Annotated in this window: 22 protein-coding genes; 17 read left to right on the top strand and 5 right to left on the bottom strand. The window is 50.1% G+C overall.

The features are described 5' to 3' along the window. The first annotated feature begins 8 nt into the window (after positions 1-8). Genes O6944_08910 through O6944_08935 form a run of 6 tightly spaced genes read left to right on the top strand, consistent with a single transcriptional unit; the run spans position 9 to position 4,648 of the window. Positions 9-494 (top strand): protein tyrosine phosphatase family protein, encoded by a 486-nt coding sequence (locus tag O6944_08910; protein ID MCZ6719252.1) that lies wholly within the window; start codon positions 9-11, stop codon positions 492-494. After that, complete coding sequence (locus tag O6944_08915; protein ID MCZ6719253.1) at positions 491-1,306, top strand: hypothetical protein; 816 nt, start codon at positions 491-493, stop codon at positions 1,304-1,306. The genes O6944_08910 and O6944_08915 overlap by 4 nt, the downstream gene beginning before the upstream one ends. 11 nt (positions 1,307-1,317) lie before the next feature. Then, complete coding sequence (locus O6944_08920) at positions 1,318-2,316, top strand: DNA photolyase (protein MCZ6719254.1); 999 nt, start codon at positions 1,318-1,320, stop codon at positions 2,314-2,316. A gap of 33 nt (positions 2,317-2,349) precedes the next feature. After that, positions 2,350-3,840: a sodium/proline symporter PutP gene (gene putP, locus O6944_08925; protein MCZ6719255.1), complete on the top strand. Its 1,491-nt coding sequence runs from the start codon at positions 2,350-2,352 to the stop codon at positions 3,838-3,840. Between the two features lie 47 nt (positions 3,841-3,887). Continuing rightward, positions 3,888-4,286 carry a cupin domain-containing protein gene (locus O6944_08930; GenBank protein MCZ6719256.1) on the top strand — a complete coding sequence of 133 codons (399 nt, stop codon included), beginning with the start codon at positions 3,888-3,890 and terminating at the stop codon, positions 4,284-4,286. A 17-nt stretch (positions 4,287-4,303) separates the two neighbouring features. Further along, on the top strand, positions 4,304-4,648 hold the full coding sequence (locus O6944_08935; GenBank protein ID MCZ6719257.1) for an Mth938-like domain-containing protein: 345 nt from the start codon (positions 4,304-4,306) through the stop codon (positions 4,646-4,648). Positions 4,649-4,692: 44 nt separating this feature from the next. On the opposite strand, the gene O6944_08940 is transcribed toward O6944_08935, so the two are convergent. The 3 genes from O6944_08940 to O6944_08950 form a co-directional block, all read right to left on the bottom strand. After that, positions 4,693-5,262, bottom strand: a complete 570-nt coding sequence (locus O6944_08940; protein MCZ6719258.1) for a DUF99 family protein — start codon at positions 5,260-5,262, stop codon at positions 4,693-4,695. A 160-nt stretch (positions 5,263-5,422) separates the two neighbouring features. Then, entirely contained in the window at positions 5,423-5,866 is a 444-nt protein-coding gene (locus tag O6944_08945) for a hypothetical protein (GenBank protein MCZ6719259.1), read from the bottom strand. Positions 5,867-5,991: 125 nt separating this feature from the next. After that, the gene (locus tag O6944_08950) at positions 5,992-6,129 is read right to left on the bottom strand and encodes a hypothetical protein (GenBank protein MCZ6719260.1); all 138 of its coding nucleotides are present in this window, start codon (positions 6,127-6,129) and stop codon (positions 5,992-5,994) included. Between O6944_08950 and O6944_08955 the strand changes: the two genes are divergently transcribed. Next, positions 6,128-7,945 carry a lipase maturation factor family protein gene (locus tag O6944_08955; GenBank protein ID MCZ6719261.1) on the top strand — a complete coding sequence of 606 codons (1,818 nt, stop codon included), beginning with the start codon at positions 6,128-6,130 and terminating at the stop codon, positions 7,943-7,945. The genes O6944_08950 and O6944_08955 overlap by 2 nt on opposite strands. Positions 7,946-8,050: 105 nt before the next feature. Beyond that, positions 8,051-8,683, top strand: coding sequence for an arylesterase (locus O6944_08960; GenBank protein ID MCZ6719262.1), 633 nt, complete (start codon positions 8,051-8,053; stop codon positions 8,681-8,683). A 51-nt stretch (positions 8,684-8,734) separates the two neighbouring features. Here the strand turns inward: O6944_08960 and O6944_08965 are convergent, their stop codons facing one another. Continuing rightward, complete coding sequence (locus O6944_08965) at positions 8,735-10,036, bottom strand: alkaline phosphatase family protein (GenBank protein MCZ6719263.1); 1,302 nt, start codon at positions 10,034-10,036, stop codon at positions 8,735-8,737. A 242-nt stretch (positions 10,037-10,278) separates the two neighbouring features. Here O6944_08965 and O6944_08970 point away from each other — a divergent pair, with 242 nt between their 5' ends. The 5 genes from O6944_08970 to O6944_08990 all read left to right on the top strand — a co-directional run bounded on the left by O6944_08970 (position 10,279) and on the right by O6944_08990 (position 13,723). Then, on the top strand, positions 10,279-10,956 hold the full coding sequence (locus O6944_08970; protein MCZ6719264.1) for an FKBP-type peptidyl-prolyl cis-trans isomerase: 678 nt from the start codon (positions 10,279-10,281) through the stop codon (positions 10,954-10,956). A gap of 81 nt (positions 10,957-11,037) precedes the next feature. Continuing rightward, positions 11,038-12,147 carry a CapA family protein gene (locus O6944_08975; GenBank protein MCZ6719265.1) on the top strand — a complete coding sequence of 370 codons (1,110 nt, stop codon included), beginning with the start codon at positions 11,038-11,040 and terminating at the stop codon, positions 12,145-12,147. A 61-nt stretch (positions 12,148-12,208) separates the two neighbouring features. Then, the gene (locus tag O6944_08980) at positions 12,209-12,484 is read left to right on the top strand and encodes a hypothetical protein (protein ID MCZ6719266.1); all 276 of its coding nucleotides are present in this window, start codon (positions 12,209-12,211) and stop codon (positions 12,482-12,484) included. Between the two features lie 107 nt (positions 12,485-12,591). Further along, a complete protein-coding gene (locus tag O6944_08985) occupies positions 12,592-12,987 on the top strand; it encodes a DUF2914 domain-containing protein (GenBank protein ID MCZ6719267.1) in 396 nt (131 codons plus the stop codon). A 145-nt stretch (positions 12,988-13,132) separates the two neighbouring features. Beyond that, positions 13,133-13,723: an NAD(P)H-dependent oxidoreductase gene (locus O6944_08990; GenBank protein MCZ6719268.1), complete on the top strand. Its 591-nt coding sequence runs from the start codon at positions 13,133-13,135 to the stop codon at positions 13,721-13,723. Between the two features lie 740 nt (positions 13,724-14,463). On the opposite strand, the gene O6944_08995 is transcribed toward O6944_08990, so the two are convergent. Next, on the bottom strand, positions 14,464-14,982 hold the full coding sequence (locus tag O6944_08995; protein ID MCZ6719269.1) for a paraquat-inducible protein A: 519 nt from the start codon (positions 14,980-14,982) through the stop codon (positions 14,464-14,466). 561 nt (positions 14,983-15,543) lie between these two features. Here O6944_08995 and O6944_09000 point away from each other — a divergent pair. The 4 genes from O6944_09000 (at position 15,544) to O6944_09015 (ending at position 17,328) form a co-directional block, all read left to right on the top strand. Beyond that, on the top strand, positions 15,544-16,065 hold the full coding sequence (locus tag O6944_09000) for a DUF1097 domain-containing protein (protein MCZ6719270.1): 522 nt from the start codon (positions 15,544-15,546) through the stop codon (positions 16,063-16,065). A 200-nt stretch (positions 16,066-16,265) separates the two neighbouring features. After that, positions 16,266-16,427: a hypothetical protein gene (locus tag O6944_09005; GenBank protein ID MCZ6719271.1), complete on the top strand. Its 162-nt coding sequence runs from the start codon at positions 16,266-16,268 to the stop codon at positions 16,425-16,427. A 33-nt stretch (positions 16,428-16,460) separates the two neighbouring features. Continuing rightward, entirely contained in the window at positions 16,461-16,682 is a 222-nt protein-coding gene (locus O6944_09010; GenBank protein MCZ6719272.1) for a hypothetical protein, read from the top strand. Positions 16,683-16,824: 142 nt separating this feature from the next. Further along, positions 16,825-17,328, top strand: coding sequence for a hypothetical protein (locus tag O6944_09015; GenBank protein MCZ6719273.1), 504 nt, complete (start codon positions 16,825-16,827; stop codon positions 17,326-17,328). The last annotated feature ends 34 nt before the right edge of the window (positions 17,329-17,362 follow it).

Raw genomic sequence — 17,362 nt, forward strand, 5'->3', positions numbered from 1 at the left:
TCTCGCCGATGAGCACATCATCGCTAAACGCCATACGCAACTATTATCGTCTGACAGACACCATTGGCACGGCGGGCCAGCCTGAAAAAGCACAGTTCGCAGATATTAAAGAAGCGGGATTCGAACTTATTATTAACTTAGCCGAGGCCAATTCGCCGCATGCGATACTCAATGAAGAGGAACTGGTCCTATCCAACGAGCTTACCTATACGCACATACCCGTTGCGTTTGACGATCCAACACTGGAAAAACTGGAGCAGTTTTTCGATGTAATGGATGCGAATAGGGGGAAAAACATTTTTGTGCATTGTGCGTTGAATATGAGGGTGTCCGCGTTCATGTGTCTATATCAGGTTATTCGACAAAGAATACCTCTTGATCGCGCCCTAGCAGGGCTCCATAAAGTTTGGCAGCCTGACAGCACGTGGCAAGCATTCATTACTGCGGCCTTGCAAAAATACCCGCTGATGGACAGCACGTCTGAAAGTCAATGATCCATCTCATCGTCGCGCTGCGCTCAGAGGCTAAGCCCCTCATCGATCACTTTAACCTGAAGCGCAATCGCAAGTGCACACAACTTCCAGTCTTTGAAAAGGATGAGCTCACCCTGACTATCTCGGGCATCGGCAAGCGGGCCGCTGCCGCTGCTACGGACGCATCGCGGAGCGACCAGGGAACAAAAGGCATCGAGGCCTGGCTAAACATTGGCGTGGCCGGCCACGCGGAATATGCGGTTGGTCGAGGACTATTGGCCCATCGCGTCACGGACATCCAGAGCAGACACAATTGGTATCCGCAGATTACCTTTAAACCGCCGTGCTCTACAGATGACGTGTGTACTGTCGATAACCCTAATACAACCTTTCGAGATCCTGGTGTCTATGACATGGAGGCCTCTGGGTTTTATGCAAGTGCCATTCGTTATTCCACCGCGGAGTTGGTTCACTGTTACAAAGTCATCTCCGACAATCGGAAGACGCCCGCTACGCATCTCTTCAATAAAGCCGTCCCAGGTCTGATCGAAAAGAATCTCAATACGATCAACCATATCATTGCTCAGTTACAAGCCTTGGAAACTGAATTAAATAAGCTCAGCTCAAATCCAAAAGGATTCGACGCATACCTCGATCGCTGGCATTTCACATTCTGCCAGCGAAACATCCTTCATAATTTGCTACAACGGGTAGAAGTTCTTGCGCCGGATTATGATCCGTGGTGTGAAGGGCTAGAAGACCTAACCACAAGTGCCGAGATCTTGCGGTTCCTACAAGCACGAATCGATACGCTACCCGTGAACTATGGCTGACGCCCTTAGCTATGATCGACACGATCTACATAGAACGCGAAGTTGCAGCCCATCCAAGAGCCCAACAGATCTGCGCGCGGTTTCCTGAAGCTGTTCAAATCGCTTGCGATCGTTACAGCGAGGTATTTAATCGCAAGGCCCAGAACTTCCGCTTACAGAAGCGCCGTCCCGCATTAATTCTCGCTAACAAGTTTGATCATTATATCCTAGAGGCACCAACAGATTATGGAATTGGCAGTGAATATAATTTTTATTTCTCCCATATGCTCAATTGCCTGTACGACTGCCGTTATTGTTTCCTGCAAGGTATGTTCCGATCGGCGCATTACGTCGTGTTTGTTAATTACGAGGATTTCACAGATGCCATTGCCAAGAAGATGAAACAACTACCGGATAAGGATGTCTTTTTCTTCTCTGGGTATGACTGCGATAGCCTCGCGCTTGAACCGATTACTGGGTTTGTGGATCATTTTCTTCCATTTTTTAGAGGCTTGCCCAACGCTTGGATCGAGTTGCGAACAAAGAGTACTCAGATACGGCGGCTCATGGCCTTGGAACCCGTCAAAAACTGTGTTGTCGCCATGAGCTTCACACCAGCTGAACTGGCTACCGTCCTTGAACATAAAACGCCGTCTGTGGATCGGCGCATTGAAGCAATGGCACAACTTCAAAAACGTGGCTGGAAGCTTGGAGTACGGTTTGACCCATTAATATTTCATGAAGACTATAAGGAACAGTATCGACGCCTTTTTGACCAGGTATTCGAAAAAATTAACGCGGATAGCCTGCACTCTGCAAGTTTAGGCTCATTCCGCCTTCCGCGCCCATTTTACCGAACTATGTCTCGCCTTTACCCTGACGAAAAACTTTTTGCCGCCGCTTCCGAAGACGTTAATGGCATGATTTCGTATCGTAAATCGCTTAAGGAAGAGATAGAAGCGTTCTGCGAAGAAGCGTTGTTAGGTTACATACCGCGACAAATTTACTTTCCGTGCAGGAAAGCAATTTGATCGCTCGCTGTTTCCATAGAATTCGCAAAACCCATGCTTGAGGATAGAGCGACCATTATCCTCACGTTCGTCGTTTATGTAGTTATCCTGCTTACGATTGGATGGCTTGGGTATCGTCGGACCAGAAATCTTGCCGACTATATACTCGGCGGCCGCAGATTAGGCCGATGGGTCAGTGCGCTCAGTGCCGGCGCATCCGATATGAGCGGCTGGTTATTGCTCGGCTTGCCGGGTTATGCCTACCTTGCAGGTTTCGAGGCCGGGTGGATAGCCCTGGGGCTCCTTATCGGTACCTATTTGAACTGGCGAATTGTTGCCGCCCGCCTGCGTGCATACAGTGCTGCCGCGGATGATGCGCTGACCCTATCCGAGTTCTTCGAGCATCGGTTTGAGGACAACACAAAGGTATTGCGGGTGGTATCGGCGGCTTTTATCCTGCTTTTCTATTTTTTCTACACGAGCGCTGGACTCGTTGCCGGCGGAAAATTGTTTGAAACGGTCTTTGACATGCCCTATAGGTGGGCCGTCGCAGCAGGGACGGGGGTGATCCTGCTGTATACGTCGGTGGGCGGATTTTTGGCGGTCTCCTGGACGGACCTGGTCCAGGGCCTGTTGATGGCACTGGCGCTTGTTGCCGTGCCCATCGTGGCCATCATCCAGCTCGGTGGGTGGGAGGCGATGATCGGTGCCATGAGCGACAGCAACCCTGCACTACTTGACGTGTTCACATCCAGCGATGGGAATATGATCACGGCCATCGCAATCCTCTCTTTGCTCGGCTGGGGGCTTGGCTATTTCGGACAACCTCATATTCTGGCCCGATTCATGGCCATTCGTTCAACACAAGCGGTTGCAGGGGCCCGTCGCATTGCTATCAGTTGGACAGGGTTAACGCTGATGGGCGCCATACTCGTCGGTGTCGCAGGCATTGGTTACCTTACAAACGCCCCGCTTGAAGGCGCCAATGTTGAAACGGTATTCATGGTGCTCGTCGAGGCATTTTTTCATCCCATACCAGCGAGCATCTGTCTAGCGGCCATTCTTGCGGCCATCATGAGCACGGCAGACTCCCAATTACTTGTGTCGTCATCCGCTTTGGCCGAGGACTTCTATAAGGCGCTGTTCAGAAGAAATGCAAGCGAGCGGGAGCTCGTGAGAGTTGGGCGGGCCGCCGTGATTCTCATCGCTGTCATCGCCTTTGGATTGGCCCTTGACCCGAATAGCAAGGTGCTTGAACTCGTTGCATACGCCTGGGCCGGGTTAGGTGCTGCCTTCGGACCCACGCTGATTCTGTCACTTTACTGGAAGCGTATGACTCGCATTGGGGCTTTAGCCGGCATTATAACCGGTGGTCTTACCGTGATGATTTGGAAACAACTCCAAGGCGGAATCTTTGATCTCTATGAGCTGGTGCCCGGCTTTGCATTGTCTTTTCTTGCGATTATCATTGCCAGTCTCGCGAGTCGCCCACCAGGCGCGAAGACGCTGAATAAATTCGGCTCCATCACCGCCGAGATACGTTAACGATAGAGTGTGCTAAAAGAACAGCACACAATCATGATGGCATCCTGATGCCGAGCATTGAACGCATCGAACCCAAAAGCGAAATAACACACTATAATGTACCCAAAACGTGTCAGGAGTTACGTCAGTCTCTCATGAGACTTGAGCACTGGAACACAGAAACCGACGGGGCATTGACGGAAGCAGCTTTCCGAGATAAGTTGCTGGCATTAGGTTATGACGTTTTCCATTACGTTTATCCACCCGGCACATATTTTCCTGACCATACCCATGAAGTCGACAAAATCGACGCAATTCTATCCGGCCGATTCCAGATGGCCATAGAAGGAAAAACGATCATTTTGGAGGCGGGTGACTATCTCTTCGTCCCGAAAGCTACTGTACACAGTGCTGAAGTGATAGGAAATGAGCCAGTTGTAAGCCTTGATGCAGTCAAAGCCCGGTGACGTATCCGCATTTGATTATGAAGATTACGGACTACTCGTTTGGAAAGATTGATATCGACGGAAGGGCGTATACGTCAGATGTCATCATTTATCCTCAAAGGGTCGACTCATCCTGGTGGCGAAATGAAGGACATCGCCTGCAGATCGAAGACCTCCACGATGTCGTCGAAGCAAAACCCAACGTTGTGGTGATCGGAACGGGTTACTTCGGGCGGATGGACGTACCCGATCAAACAAGGACATTCCTAGAGTCACACGGCATCAAAGTCCATTCAGCCCGGACCAGCGAGGCAGTAAAGCTATTTAATAAGCTGCAACAAGATGCAGCAACCATCGTAGCAACCTTACACTTGACCTGTTAAGGCTTGCGCACGAGGGCGAGCTCTACGGATGTCTTGTTTCTCGTTTATACCCTGTGCCGAGACTCACCGACCTCGATGCCGCCTGCGATTAGGTGGGCTGTACGTAATGGTTCCGGAATCTTACTGTTTACGGCTAGGCGCCAGATGAGTTCACGGGCTGCCTCACGCGAAATACCCACCCGTTGCACGTAGACGCCAGCCGCCGGTTCAACTGGACCCCCACGCTTGATACGCGCCCACTTGGCACGTCCGCCTCGCACATTATTGAGCAACGCCTTCTGAATAATCTCCATATTCGGCGCCCTACGGACGATGGCCATAACTGCGGTCTGCAATTCCTTGTTCAACCGTTTGAGGTCAACCACGTTAAAGCCAGCAAAGGCGATCCCCTGAATCATGATCGCCTGAATATGAGCATGGAACCGCGACTGTGAGACAAGCTCAATCAACGTACGCGTTGCGTTGACCCCATCGCGACGCACCTTGCCGCTTAATACACCCTCAAGGCGTAATCCCGAATACACCGCTCCGACCACCCGGACATTCCCTCGATGATTGGGTGGAAAGGGCGCATCATCAAAACCGATTACATGGGAAATTGTCTCTTGACCCATCGATCACACACTCGGAAATCTAAAACGTCATCACCATTCTTAAGCCTGATTAGCTGATTATCTAAGGCTAGCGTCTATTTGGCAAAATAAGGCCAGTAGATAGCGGGAAAGCGATCTCACACCTGTCCATCCGCTGGTTAATTAGCGTATGGACGGCATCTCACTCATTAATTGGTTGGAGCACAAGATCCAAATGGATCTCCGCGATGGGGTCTCTTCCTACCCATTGGGTAACGAGCGTCCGGTAGCCCTCGGAACTGACAATAAAATGAATATGAGGCACTGCAGCGCCAGGCCACTCTGTCTCAAAACGGTATGCGCCCTCCACATCGGAGTACAGATAGGCCCGTAGCCGATCGGTATAGAATCCCTCTGTGTTCGTCTGCCAGTGTTCGATCTTGGCGCCCACTATCGGCCGGCACGTCGTTGCCTCAAGGACACGCCCGCTGACAAAGAGCCCAGTGCTGATATCTACCTTAAAACGGGCGCCGTCCTTGTGGTGAGTCCCCATAGCCATTGTTGGCGTGGGCTCGCACTGCTCTGCTTCTGCCGCCACCCAGGGGCAAAGCGTCAAAACAATCAAAACCCATCGGCTCAAGCGCATTTCATTCTCCTCCTACGTGCTGCTGCTAAAAAAATACATACAGACTCTTTAATCAATAGATTATACGATCTCATTTATGTAAAACATGACAATCTTACGGCGTGGTACCGACTTATCTAACGAGCTCAGCGCATGGCTTCTCGTCCCACCAAGCCGCCAAGTCGGTCCCCATTTACCTGCCACTCTGAAAACACCCTCTCGGAGCCAGTAACATAAAGAATTCCGTGCGCTTCAAGAACACCCAGGAGAATCGACACGACCATGGCACGTCCTTCCCGTAATCGACCACTTTTGATTTACGACGGTGACTGCGGATTTTGTCGATACTGGGTACGTTACTGGGACAAACTCACGGGAGAGTCCATTGAATACAGACCCTATCAAGCTGTTGCACGCGAATTCCCTGACATTCCACCTCACGACTTCGAGCATGCAATTCAGTTCGTCTCCCCGGACGGAGAAATTTGCAGTGGTGCCGAAGCGTCTTTTAAGACACTGAGTTACGCAAAGGGAAAACAGTTCTGGCTGCGGCTCTACAAAAAGCTTCCAGGCTTTGCCTGGATTTCTGAGTTCGCCTACCTGTTTATCTCACGCCACCGATCGCTATTCCACCGACTCTCCATTTTGTTGTGGGGTCCCGAGTTGGAACCAGCGAGTTTTACGATTGTAAACTGGACGTTCCTGCGGTTACTTGGTTTGGTTTATTTATGCGCATTTATTTCAATTGGGATTCAAATATTGGGACTCGTCGGCAGCAACGGCATCATTCCATTCCACGAATACCTTGCTCAATTGAAAGGCGAATATGGAATCGAACGATATTGGCGAGTACCAACTTTATTCTGGCTAAATGCCAGCGATTTTTTTCTGCAATCTATTTGCATCCTAGGTGCTATTTTATCCTTGTTCATCGTTTTTAATTTCCTGCTACGCCTGTCCCTAATCGCAACCTTTATTCTCTATTTGTCACTGTTCTATGCAGGGCACCTATTTATGGCGTTCCAATGGGATCTCCTGCTTTTGGAAGCAGGTTTTCTCGCAATTCTTCTGTCGCCAGCTTCACACATCGTTGTGTGGCTGTATCGTTGGCTTCTGTTTCGCTTTATGTTGCTTTCAGGCGCCGTAAAATTATTGAGTAATGACTCTACTTGGGCTGACCTCAGCGCGTTGAATTATCATTACGAAACGCAGCCACTGCCGACATGGATCGCGTGGTACGTGCATCACTGGCCGGCTTGGTTTCACACCGCATCTGTGGCTGGCACTTTCGTAGCCGAGCTGATTATTCCATTCTTCATTTTCGCTCCCAGAAGGATCCGATTTATTGCAGGCTACGTTATTATACTTTTCCAGCTCACAATCATCCTTACGGGCAACTACAACTTCTTTAATTTATTAACGATCGGATTATGCGTCTTTCTATTTGACGACGCCTTTCTCAGACAATTCACCCCAAATTCGGTCCAACAAATAATTCACCGTTGGACTCAATCAGGCGTAGTTTCGAAGGCGTATACGGGTTTTGTAGCAGGAATAGCATGCGTCATTATCTTTATCAGTGGATTTCAGCTCTGGAGTACCGTGACTAAAACGCCGGCGCCCCATTTTGCTGCTGCAGTGACAAAGCTGTTCGATCCGTTTATGGTAGTTAACCCATACGGGCTATTTGCAGTGATGACCACCACGCGGCCAGAAATTATCGTGGAGGGATCATATGACCGCAAAAACTGGCGCGAATACGAATTCAAATACAAGCCAGGCAGCCTACAGAGACGCCCACAATGGAATATTCCCCATCAGCCGCGGCTAGACTGGCAGATGTGGTTCGCAGCACTTAGCGATCAGAGCCGAAATCCGTGGTTTGGGAACTTTCTTTTTCGCTTATTACAGAATTCTCCTAATGTACTCGATCTCTTAGAGAAAAATCCTTTTCCAGAAAAGCCACCAACCTATGTAAGAGCCCTCCTCTATGAGTACAAATACGCTGATCCACAATTGAGACGGGAACATGAACAGTGGTGGGAGCGCGAGTTTATGGGAATCTATTACCCGCCCATTCAACTGAGAAAACGCAGATAACTCTCGCGCGCGTCATCATCCGTGACCCACTTTGGTCAGATGAATTAAAACCGCTGTCGGATAAATTCTACACCAATGAACACACACCGAGCATTGAATTCTCACATGAGCTGGCATAAACAGGCGCTGCGGTTGCCTTGCGTACTCGCAGCGCTATGCGCATTGGCGTTGTTATATGGTTGCTCATCCGACAGAACTTCCCTACCAAAACTCCATTACGATGCTACGATTCTGGCGTTTGGCGACAGCATTACGGTTGGAATCGGCGCGAACAATGACCAAAGTTATCCGGCCGTGCTGGCACAGTTGACCGGGCGCAATGTGATTAACGCTGGCGTATCGGGCGAATTATCGGTGAAAGGATTGAAGCGATTACCCCAGCTTTTGAACAGATACCAGCCGGACCTACTGATCCTCTGCCATGCAGGAAACGATATGCTCCGGAAGAAAGATCCGGCGGAGACCGAAGAGAATCTTCGCAAAATGATTCATCTGGCCCAGAACCGCAGGATCCCCGTTGTGCTCCTGGGTGTGCCGAAACCTGGTCTATTCCTAAGATCTGCCAGCTTTTACGAAGAGTTGGCAGACGAGTTCGACCTGCCCTATGACGGAGATATTTTGCCCGATGTATTAGCTGATCCTTCTTTGAAATCTGATCCGATCCACCCAAACGCCAAAGGCTATCGGCAAATTGCAGAGCGGATATACGAATTGCTAAGGGATTCCGGCGCCGTATAACAAACAGTATGTTGAGATTAACGTCAATAGTAGTGACATGCGCGCTTGCCCTCAAAGATTAGCAATAATGAGAGGAACATACATCTCTTCATCGCTAACGCCGCCATGAGCGCCGACATGCCGATAGGCGTGCTCGCCCGGTAACCGATCCTTGATTACGTAGCGCTGCTTTGTGATAAGGACATAATCTCCGATACGTTCAAAGAGTTCGGGATGTGGATCACCGTGACCGAAATAACCCGCAGAAACAAGCTCCTCGCTCCGAAAAAGCGATACATACTCTGACATTTCCGTCGCGACATATATCTCAAACTGATCACGTTTTTTCGGATGTACATAACAATATGCCACCCTGGGCTCACCGCAGAGCGGCTTCATCAGAGTTTCCGCCAGTTCAGGATGATCGGCTAATTGGATAATTTCTTCTGGTTTTGAATCAACAAAGCCATGATCGGCGGTGACAATGACGGTCGTCCGATTATCCTGAATCCTAGACAAAAACGCGGCAAACGCTGCATCAAGCTCAGTAAAATGGTCAGATACCTGCGGGCTATCGACACCAAACATATGTGCCAAGGCGTCCAGCTCCGACCAATACGCATAGATATATTTTCGTCCCGTTTGTTCACACAGAATGTTATAGATGCACTGGAAGCAGTCTGATAGCGAAACGAAGGCGCGCCGCGCCGCCGGCCCACTATGGGCGAGGGTATATTCGGAATCGATAATTCGATCAGGCAATACGAGATACGAAGCTGCGTTAAGCTGTTCAAAAACAGATGGCTGATCAAACACAGCATCTGGCTCAAGCCCTAGTTCCCGCAATGAGACCCAAGTTGCCCGTGCCCTGAAAGGTAGCACGGCCGCAACACTATCAATCGCCTTAAAATAGGTGAACCAGCCGGTGAGCGCGTGCTGCTGAGGTGCACAGCCTGTGAAAAACGTCGTAATAGCACTCGCTGTGGTGGTTGGAAAGACAGAAGTGATCCGGCAACAAAGGTATTGTCCTAATGTACTATCCTGACCTTTCCTCGTTAGATACTCGTACCCCAGACCATCAATCACGAACAGGACAACATTCCTATCGTCTCCTAAATTAGCCTTTTCCGCCTCGGGCAATGGTGGATACAAAACTGACTCTCCTCCAAGTGCGGTGACGATAGAGCTCATTAGATTTACAATGCTCCCTTGCTGATAATCAGGTAATGGCATGATCCGGCTTTCGGTTTCCCCTACCCTGTACTGAAATCTGAAATACAGAAGCTCCTCTCCTACTATCGTAAGCCTAAGCGCATGCTCTGCCCAGCCCCTTAGATACCCGATGGAAAATACGGTCTGAAGAAACTGTTCCATCGCGTGCCAACGATGCTTCCCCTTCACTTTTTATCCTAGCTGTATTTGGCGCCGTTACGCGCCAATCGGCTTGGATTGCCGTTCCACCTGTGGGAAGATGACGTTGTTCCCGTGCGTCGCTTTAGTGAATGCCGACGTCACCTGTAAATTGCGTCCGCCGCGATCAGTAATCGACTTCCTAACTACACGATCGCTCTAGCACACGCCATACTAGGATTCATCACCGCATTAGAGTTATGACCATGAAGATCAACATATTGCTTGTCATTAATCTATTGATATTGTGCCTTAGTCCGCTGACTGGAAGTGCAGCTGAATTGACCACTGAGAAGCAGAAGTTTAGCTATACCGTCGGAAGGCAGATCGGTCAAAGTCTATTACGGCAGGGCGTCAACGTCGCCCCGGCAGCATTCGCAGAAGGCATTGAAGATATATTAAGCGGCACGGCATCAAAGCTTTCCGAGGAAGAGATGGAGGCTGTTACCAAGTCCTATCAGGACAAGCAAAAAGAGGAGCGGCAAGCACTTACACAGCAGAATAACGAGGCAGGACAGGAATTCCTAGAAGCAAATAAAGGCAAAGACGGCGTCGTCGTGCTACCAAGCGGTCTACAGTATAAAGTATTAGAGAAAGGAAACGGAAAGCAGCCGACCGCGGATGATACGGTTGTTGTTCACTATCGCGGTACGACGATCAACGGTAATGAGTTTGATAGCTCATATAAACGTGGCGAGCCGACCACTCTGCAGATCGCCAATGTCATCAAAGGTTGGCAAGAGGCACTGCCTCTGATGAGCGAAGGTTCCAAGTGGCAGCTGTACATTCCGACAGAACTCGCCTATGGCGAGCGCGGCGCGGGCGCTGCGATTGGGCCCAATGAAATACTCATCTTCGACATCGAGTTAATCTCCGTCCAATAAAGGTCTCACCATCATACTATCGTCTGAGGTCACGGCAACGCGAGGCCTCGTCTACTAAGAGGCATTCTTCACACAAGCGTAATGCGAACCATCATCCCCATCGCATTTTTTCTGTGCGCCGTATGGATCAACGCCTCCGCATCGATAGAAGCGGATGATCCGGCAGCGTCATCACAGCCACCAACAAATTCAGAAGCCAACGATTCACGCATTCGGCTCGCTTTTGCAGGAGATGTCATGCTAGGAAGGCTCGTAAACACCGTGATTCAAGAAAGGGGGCCGGCTTACATTTGGGGGGATACAATACCCCTACTCAACGGGACGGATATCACATTAGTCAATTTAGAATGCGTTATTGCAAAAGATGGCAAACCATTCTATCCAAAACGTGTTTTCTACTTTCGGGCGTCACCAACCGCTGTAAAAGCGTTAACGGTCGCCGGCATTGACTACGTGACCCTGGCAAATAACCATGCAATGGATTTTCAAGGACCTGCCTTACTTGAAACGATTAGATACCTGGATGAGTATGGCATCGCGCACGCCGGCGCTGGCCAAAACATCGACGCTGCAACCCAACCGGCTATCATCGAAGTTAAGGGCCAGAAACTCGGCGTCATTGCCTATGCTGATCATTTTCGCGAATATAGGGCCGGCCCCAACTCGCCCGGGACTAACATCATCCGCGTTAACGTAGAAAAAGAAAATATTCGTCTGATTGAGGAAGGGATTCAATCTGTTAAGGATCTGGGCGCAGATTTGATTATCCTGTCTATACACTGGGGTCCAAATATGCGCCAGATACCGAGTCAGGAATTTATTGAATTCGCCCACCGAGCCATCGATGCCGGTGTCGATATATTCCATGGCCATAGTGCCCACATCTTCCAAGGTATCGAGCTGTACAAGGGAAAGCTTATCCTCTATGACACCGGAGATCTTATCGATGACTACTACGTGGATCCGTTGTTGAGGAATGACGAGCAGATCTTGTTTATTGTCACCATCACATCACGACGCATCGAGCGTATTGAATTAGTGCCCCTCAAAATTCATCATATGCAGGTCAATCGGGCAATAGATGACGATTTCAAGGCTATCCAACATCGCATTATCCGGCTATCCCGCCGCTTTGGGACAACAATACGCCACGAAGGCGATCGACTTGTCATTGATATACCCCGGCACTGAATTGCCATCAATTGAATGCGTCAATACCGCTACACGGCCACCCTGAGTGGAGTAATGACACATGATCAATGTCCAACAGACGGGAAATGCTGAACTCATGGAATTCAGTGTGACCATTGAGGAAACCAATGGCCATACGCAGCATCAAGTCACCATGCGCCAGTCAACCTACAAGGAACTCACCGGCACAAAGGTAAGCCCCTCGGAATGTGTTGAGGCAGCGTTTAAATTCCTACTAGATCGTGAGCCGAAAGAATCCATTCTTTCCCACTTCGATATCACCGTAATCTCGACGTACTTTCCAAACTTCGAGCGAGACCTCCTCAACTACCTTTGACCGCTCTTCGACGGACCGAACCAGTGCGCCTTAGTAGAATTTGACGAGCGTAATCGCCATTTTCTGATAAACTTAAACAAACTAACTCAGATGGGGGGTTGAAGGCCATGCGTTCGAATGTCTCATTTTTGGCTGTAGTTTTAACCGCGGCCCTAGTGATTCCGACTGCTTTACAAGCTGGAGAGCTTGAAGTCCACGATGCTGTTATCGCTACCTCGGTCGATGACCGCGTACCCCAGGGAGTCGATACGACATTCCCTGCGTTTGCGGATAAACTGTATGCGTTTACCCGCGTCGTTGGCGCCACGGAAGATACGTTTATCACACATACGTGGTATTACGGAAACTTTTTAGTCGGGGAAGTATCTCTTCCTGTCCGTAATTCGAATTGGCGGACGTGGAGTGCTAAGAATATTTCACCTGAGTGGACCGGCCAGTGGCGTGTCGAGGTCGTGACGGAAGATGGGATAGTCATTGATCGCCTATATTTCACCGTGGAATAAAATCATACGAGTCACAAGCAGCCAACGTATCCGGCCACGTGCAGTTGCTTAAATCGGGCGGGTCGGCTACTACACTACAATTTAGGGAATATATCCGTAGAACCGGGTCCACAAACCCTTATCAAGTGCACGTCGAATACGATCCATGAGGATCCAAGTTATCTATGCGCATCCCGTTGAAGACAGCTTTAACAACGCCATCCATCAGCGCATTTTAGAGACCCTCAGGCGCAAAGATCACGAGGTCATCGACACCGACCTCTACCGAGAAAACTTTCAACCTACGCTGAGCCATGACGAGCGAGTAAAATACTTTCTATCTGGCCAAAACACAGAAACGGTCCAGGCATATATCGATAATCTTCGCTGGGCCGAGGCATTGGTATTTTGTTTCCCTACCTGGTGGCATGGCATGCCAGCGATCCTGAAGGGCTACCTGGAGCGCGTCTGGCTGCCCGGGGTGGCTTTTCATTTAAATGGAAACGGCGGGCCACTGCAGCCGGGACTGCAACACATCCGGAAACTCGCGTTTGTCACAACCTATGGCGCGCCTTGGTGGTTTGTGCAACTGTATATGCGCCACCCTGTTAAAACGATCCTGCTCCGCGGCCTCAAGCCTTTGCTCAGTAAGGGCGCCCGTCATCTCTACTTGGCACTCTATAATATGGACCGCACAACTGTGGATAGTCGCAATAGGTTCCTTCAAAAGGTCGAAAATGCGTTTGAGAAATTTTAGTTAATTTCGTCGAGCGCGACCCTTTACACTGTGACCAGCTTCTTGCTTGCTCGACAAGAAAATTAATCTACATCAAGGCGCTAAACCAAATCGCTCCACAAGCAGCTAGACACTGGATTTTGTTTTAATCAAATATCAATACGGCATAGGCAACGAAAAGTAAACAGTGCACCGCACCGTGCATCATTTCCGCGACTGTGAACACCAATTCTTATAGGCCGACGGCTCCACGTTTCCCTTTGAGACAGACGCTCGGCAGATGAGCCTACCATAGAGCCCACCAATACGTACCATGCGCGTTTGACACCGGGCAGTTTGGCTTCCGTTCGGCACAGTAGCAGTACAATGGGCATGGATTTTATTCCCGCAACCGATCTCTAACCTGACCGCATATCCTGGAGCCCCGTCTGAAATCTCAACGTAGCCGCGCCAATTAGGCAAGTCAGGAATGTCCTTGCATTTAGGACCCAGGCTCATTGTGCCTTCCACGCGGTAAAGTCCCTCGGGCCCCTGGATCAATCGCTCATCAGTTGACCTGGGTTGTGCCGCATGGCCCCCAACACTGAATAACACAACTACATAAAAAATAAGAAAGTAAGAAAGATCAATCTTGCCACAAACATGCGTGCCCTTTAGCCCCAACTGCATGATTTCTCGTCCTAGAGAGAAAATAATTACATAGCGATTCTAGATAGACCAATGGGATGCTCCAGCAAGGTATCGCTAACTCCTCCAAAAACCTATCGCGCGCCTGCCAATGTATTAATGACGATCGCGATTCTCGCCGTAATAAACATCGTAATAACGACCGACACTGCAAATGCGTACAAACCATAATGCACCTCAACATCAGCAATCACCCCGAGTTTCACTGTAACCAAAAGAATTGCCACAACAAACACGTCCAACATGGACCACTTACCGTACTGGGCAATCCAATGGAGATGTTTTTCATGGCGCTCGCGATCCCCTGTATCGCCGTTCCACACCTTACATAGTAGAAAAAGCTTAAAAAACGGAAAAATAATGCTAAACGCAAATATCAAGACAAATAGGAAAACTTGTCCTTCTTGTAAAAGCTGGAGCAGCCCCGATGCCAGCGATACCTTATTTGAAAATAGATAGAACTTTTGAAGTGTCAGCATTGGCGCAAAAATGCCGATACCCAAGAGTGCCAATGCTACAGCGAGCGATAGATTAATTATCTTGCTCTCAGTTGGGTATAGTGCAGCCAGCGCTTGTGTATCAGACGTCTCCATAGCCCTCAGTTCAACATGTGGGTCGGGTCGGGTCAGTCCGCGTCCTGATTTACAATGTACCGTGCGGGCCCCGGGGGCAACGCCGTGGCCACCTGAATATCGCCGGGCCCCCTGTAGACGAGCACCTTAGGGCATCCCATCATAGGGCATTCCCACGGCTCTCCCCTCGCCATTTCGGCCCAGAGTTTACCCGATTATCAACGACGGACATCGGGCCCAACGTCCCGTCCACGGGTCTTTGCCTTCTCTGGTGAGTCACCAACCCACCCCATTTAAGCGGCCAGCACCAGCTCAATACCTCCCAAGGCAATCCTTTGAGAACATCAAACGGAGGAATCTTCCCCCGTGCCTTACGTCTCTGATGCACCGCCCTCACTATCAGACTGCTTAGGATCACCGTCGGATCGAGGTCGCTTCTTTGGTGATTGGCGCCGCAGAAGGCCATAACGCGGCCGTATTTCCAGTTGATATCGTCAAAAATATGGCAGATGATGGGCATCTGGAAATACCCGGGTTTCCCGGGTTGTTCCGTTCATTTGCTTTCATAGGGGGGCTATCACGATGACAAGTCTTGTCGCACTTTCGATCAGTATTGGTGTCCTCGGAGGAGTCGCGACGTGGTTGGCGTTGGGCCCACTGGGGGGATTTCTTGTGATCTGGGGCATGTTTGTTGGCGCGGCCACCTTTTTTGCGCTAGGGGGTGATAATGCCGCACTGCAAAAAGGGATCATCTGTAATGTTCATGGTGTCATCTGGGCGTGGCTTGCAGCAGTGCTCATCCTTATCATTCCGCTTGCTGAGCCCCTTTCCCTGCCCGTTTGGGGCGCAATCGTTGTGGGTCTGACCGTGATGGGCATGTGTCTGGCCGCTCATATCGCGATCCTCTCGGCGATCCCAGCCAGTGTCTTGGGCTATGCCAGCACCTTCGCCTTTTACCTGCAGACGCCCGATGTGATGGTATTTGACGTTTTAACCGGCGGCCATTTTGGCAATCCGACGCTGGTTATTGCACTCTCACTGGTTACTGGCGCAATTTATGGCTGGCTTGCCGGCCAGCTGGGCAACGTCTTGACCAAGAAGTGACGCGTTAGTAACCACAAAGGGCATCACATGGTGAATCTATTAGCTGTAACTCACCGGTAAACGGAGCAACACAAGAACTCCCGAACCCCGAGGAGAGTCTTGCCATTTCAGACCCCGCCTTCCGGCGGGGTTTTTCTTACCTCTGCAGATGAACTTCACTTGACGGCGATGTGAGAGGCGTTACTATTTGGCCGGCAAACATGCTCCCGGCAACGATGCGCGCTAAAGATTTAGCTGTCACCCGTCGCCAGCTCGCGACATTTGTTGTTATATCCATCCCAATGCTGACCTTCTCGCCAGCCGGCTATGCTGACGATCCCATGCCTTCTCGCACCTACGACGCCAACTATGAACAAGTCTAGGAAGCCGCAAAACTCGCCTTTTCGAATTTTGGAATGTCCATGGTTAAGGAAGAGACGGGTTATCTGGAAGCATTCGCTCCGAATCGCGGTGCTATCTCAACGGCGAATGTCGGTATTTTTGTCGCAGCGCTGGGCCCTAATCAGACGGAAGTACGATTTGATGAGCGCCTCCATCGCTGGATAAACGTGTACCCTAACGGCTGGCGGGGGGCGATTTCTGCAACGGATCGAGTGGAATATTCGACATTAGTTTAGTTTGAAAGAGGCTGACAGCATCCATTGGGTTCATCGTGATGTAGCACAAATTGCACAGGCGCGTACGTTGCGAACATGCGCAGCGGTTGAACGTCATACGTGCGCTGCCACCTCGATATTGAACTGATCGATCATCAGGACTATGGTCTTCGCCTATTACAAGCGCCTCTCGCCAGCGAAAAAGAAAATCTACCGCCAAAGTGATGAGGTCGGCGCTATCCGGTTACCTGGCGCAACATCGTTGCAGCCACTGGTTGAAGAGTTAGCTGGAGCCCTGAAGACGGAAAACAAGCGCCTCATCCGATCGATCTGTCAGAGACTTGCCAATGGGATCACGAATGAGCTCAAGGTGCCCAAAATTGAAGTTGAGGTACTCGCTGTACGTCCCCATGACGACTGGGGTGAACTGCACGGACAGTATCTACCAGATGAAGGAGAACGCCCAAAAATTCAACTCTGGATGCGCACTGCTCAACACAAGCGCATCGTCGCATTCCGAACATTCCTCCGCACTTTACTGCATGAACTCTGCCACCATCTTGATTATGAACTGCTCAGTCTTGCCGATACATATCACACGGAAGGCTTTTATAAGCGGGAATCCAGCTTGTTTCACCAGCTGATGCAAGAACCCGACAAAAAGTAGGGTAACGTCACAGTGGATTGGCAGTGTCGATGGG

Source organism: Gammaproteobacteria bacterium (assembly GCA_027296625.1).
Classification (GTDB): domain Bacteria; phylum Pseudomonadota; class Gammaproteobacteria; order JAKEHO01; family JAKEHO01; genus JAKEHO01.

Bases quoted from the DNA above. Each gene is read 5' to 3' on its own strand.
- O6944_08910 (MCZ6719252.1), top strand. From the start codon at position 9: ATGAGCACATCATCGCTAAACGCCATACGCAACTATTATCGTCTGACA.
- O6944_08950 (MCZ6719260.1), bottom strand. From the start codon at position 6,129: ATGGTCGTGTCGATTCTCCTGGGTGTTCTTGAAGCGCACGGAATTCTT.
- O6944_09005 (MCZ6719271.1), top strand. From the start codon at position 16,266: ATGCTCCCGGCAACGATGCGCGCTAAAGATTTAGCTGTCACCCGTCGC.
- O6944_08965 (MCZ6719263.1), bottom strand. From the start codon at position 10,036: ATGGAACAGTTTCTTCAGACCGTATTTTCCATCGGGTATCTAAGGGGC.
- putP (MCZ6719255.1), top strand. From the start codon at position 2,350: ATGCTTGAGGATAGAGCGACCATTATCCTCACGTTCGTCGTTTATGTA.
- O6944_08960 (MCZ6719262.1), top strand. From the start codon at position 8,051: ATGAGCTGGCATAAACAGGCGCTGCGGTTGCCTTGCGTACTCGCAGCG.
- O6944_08955 (MCZ6719261.1), top strand. From the start codon at position 6,128: ATGGCACGTCCTTCCCGTAATCGACCACTTTTGATTTACGACGGTGAC.
- O6944_08985 (MCZ6719267.1), top strand. From the start codon at position 12,592: ATGCGTTCGAATGTCTCATTTTTGGCTGTAGTTTTAACCGCGGCCCTA.
- O6944_08990 (MCZ6719268.1), top strand. From the start codon at position 13,133: ATGAGGATCCAAGTTATCTATGCGCATCCCGTTGAAGACAGCTTTAAC.
- O6944_08975 (MCZ6719265.1), top strand. From the start codon at position 11,038: ATGCGAACCATCATCCCCATCGCATTTTTTCTGTGCGCCGTATGGATC.
- O6944_09010 (MCZ6719272.1), top strand. From the start codon at position 16,461: ATGTCCATGGTTAAGGAAGAGACGGGTTATCTGGAAGCATTCGCTCCG.
- O6944_08920 (MCZ6719254.1), top strand. From the start codon at position 1,318: ATGATCGACACGATCTACATAGAACGCGAAGTTGCAGCCCATCCAAGA.
- O6944_08980 (MCZ6719266.1), top strand. From the start codon at position 12,209: ATGATCAATGTCCAACAGACGGGAAATGCTGAACTCATGGAATTCAGT.
- O6944_08940 (MCZ6719258.1), bottom strand. From the start codon at position 5,262: ATGGGTCAAGAGACAATTTCCCATGTAATCGGTTTTGATGATGCGCCC.
- O6944_09015 (MCZ6719273.1), top strand. From the start codon at position 16,825: ATGGTCTTCGCCTATTACAAGCGCCTCTCGCCAGCGAAAAAGAAAATC.
- O6944_08970 (MCZ6719264.1), top strand. From the start codon at position 10,279: ATGAAGATCAACATATTGCTTGTCATTAATCTATTGATATTGTGCCTT.
- O6944_08935 (MCZ6719257.1), top strand. From the start codon at position 4,304: ATGAAGATTACGGACTACTCGTTTGGAAAGATTGATATCGACGGAAGG.
- O6944_08915 (MCZ6719253.1), top strand. From the start codon at position 491: ATGATCCATCTCATCGTCGCGCTGCGCTCAGAGGCTAAGCCCCTCATC.
- O6944_08995 (MCZ6719269.1), bottom strand. From the start codon at position 14,982: ATGGAGACGTCTGATACACAAGCGCTGGCTGCACTATACCCAACTGAG.
- O6944_09000 (MCZ6719270.1), top strand. From the start codon at position 15,544: ATGACAAGTCTTGTCGCACTTTCGATCAGTATTGGTGTCCTCGGAGGA.
- O6944_08930 (MCZ6719256.1), top strand. From the start codon at position 3,888: ATGCCGAGCATTGAACGCATCGAACCCAAAAGCGAAATAACACACTAT.
- O6944_08945 (MCZ6719259.1), bottom strand. From the start codon at position 5,866: ATGCGCTTGAGCCGATGGGTTTTGATTGTTTTGACGCTTTGCCCCTGG.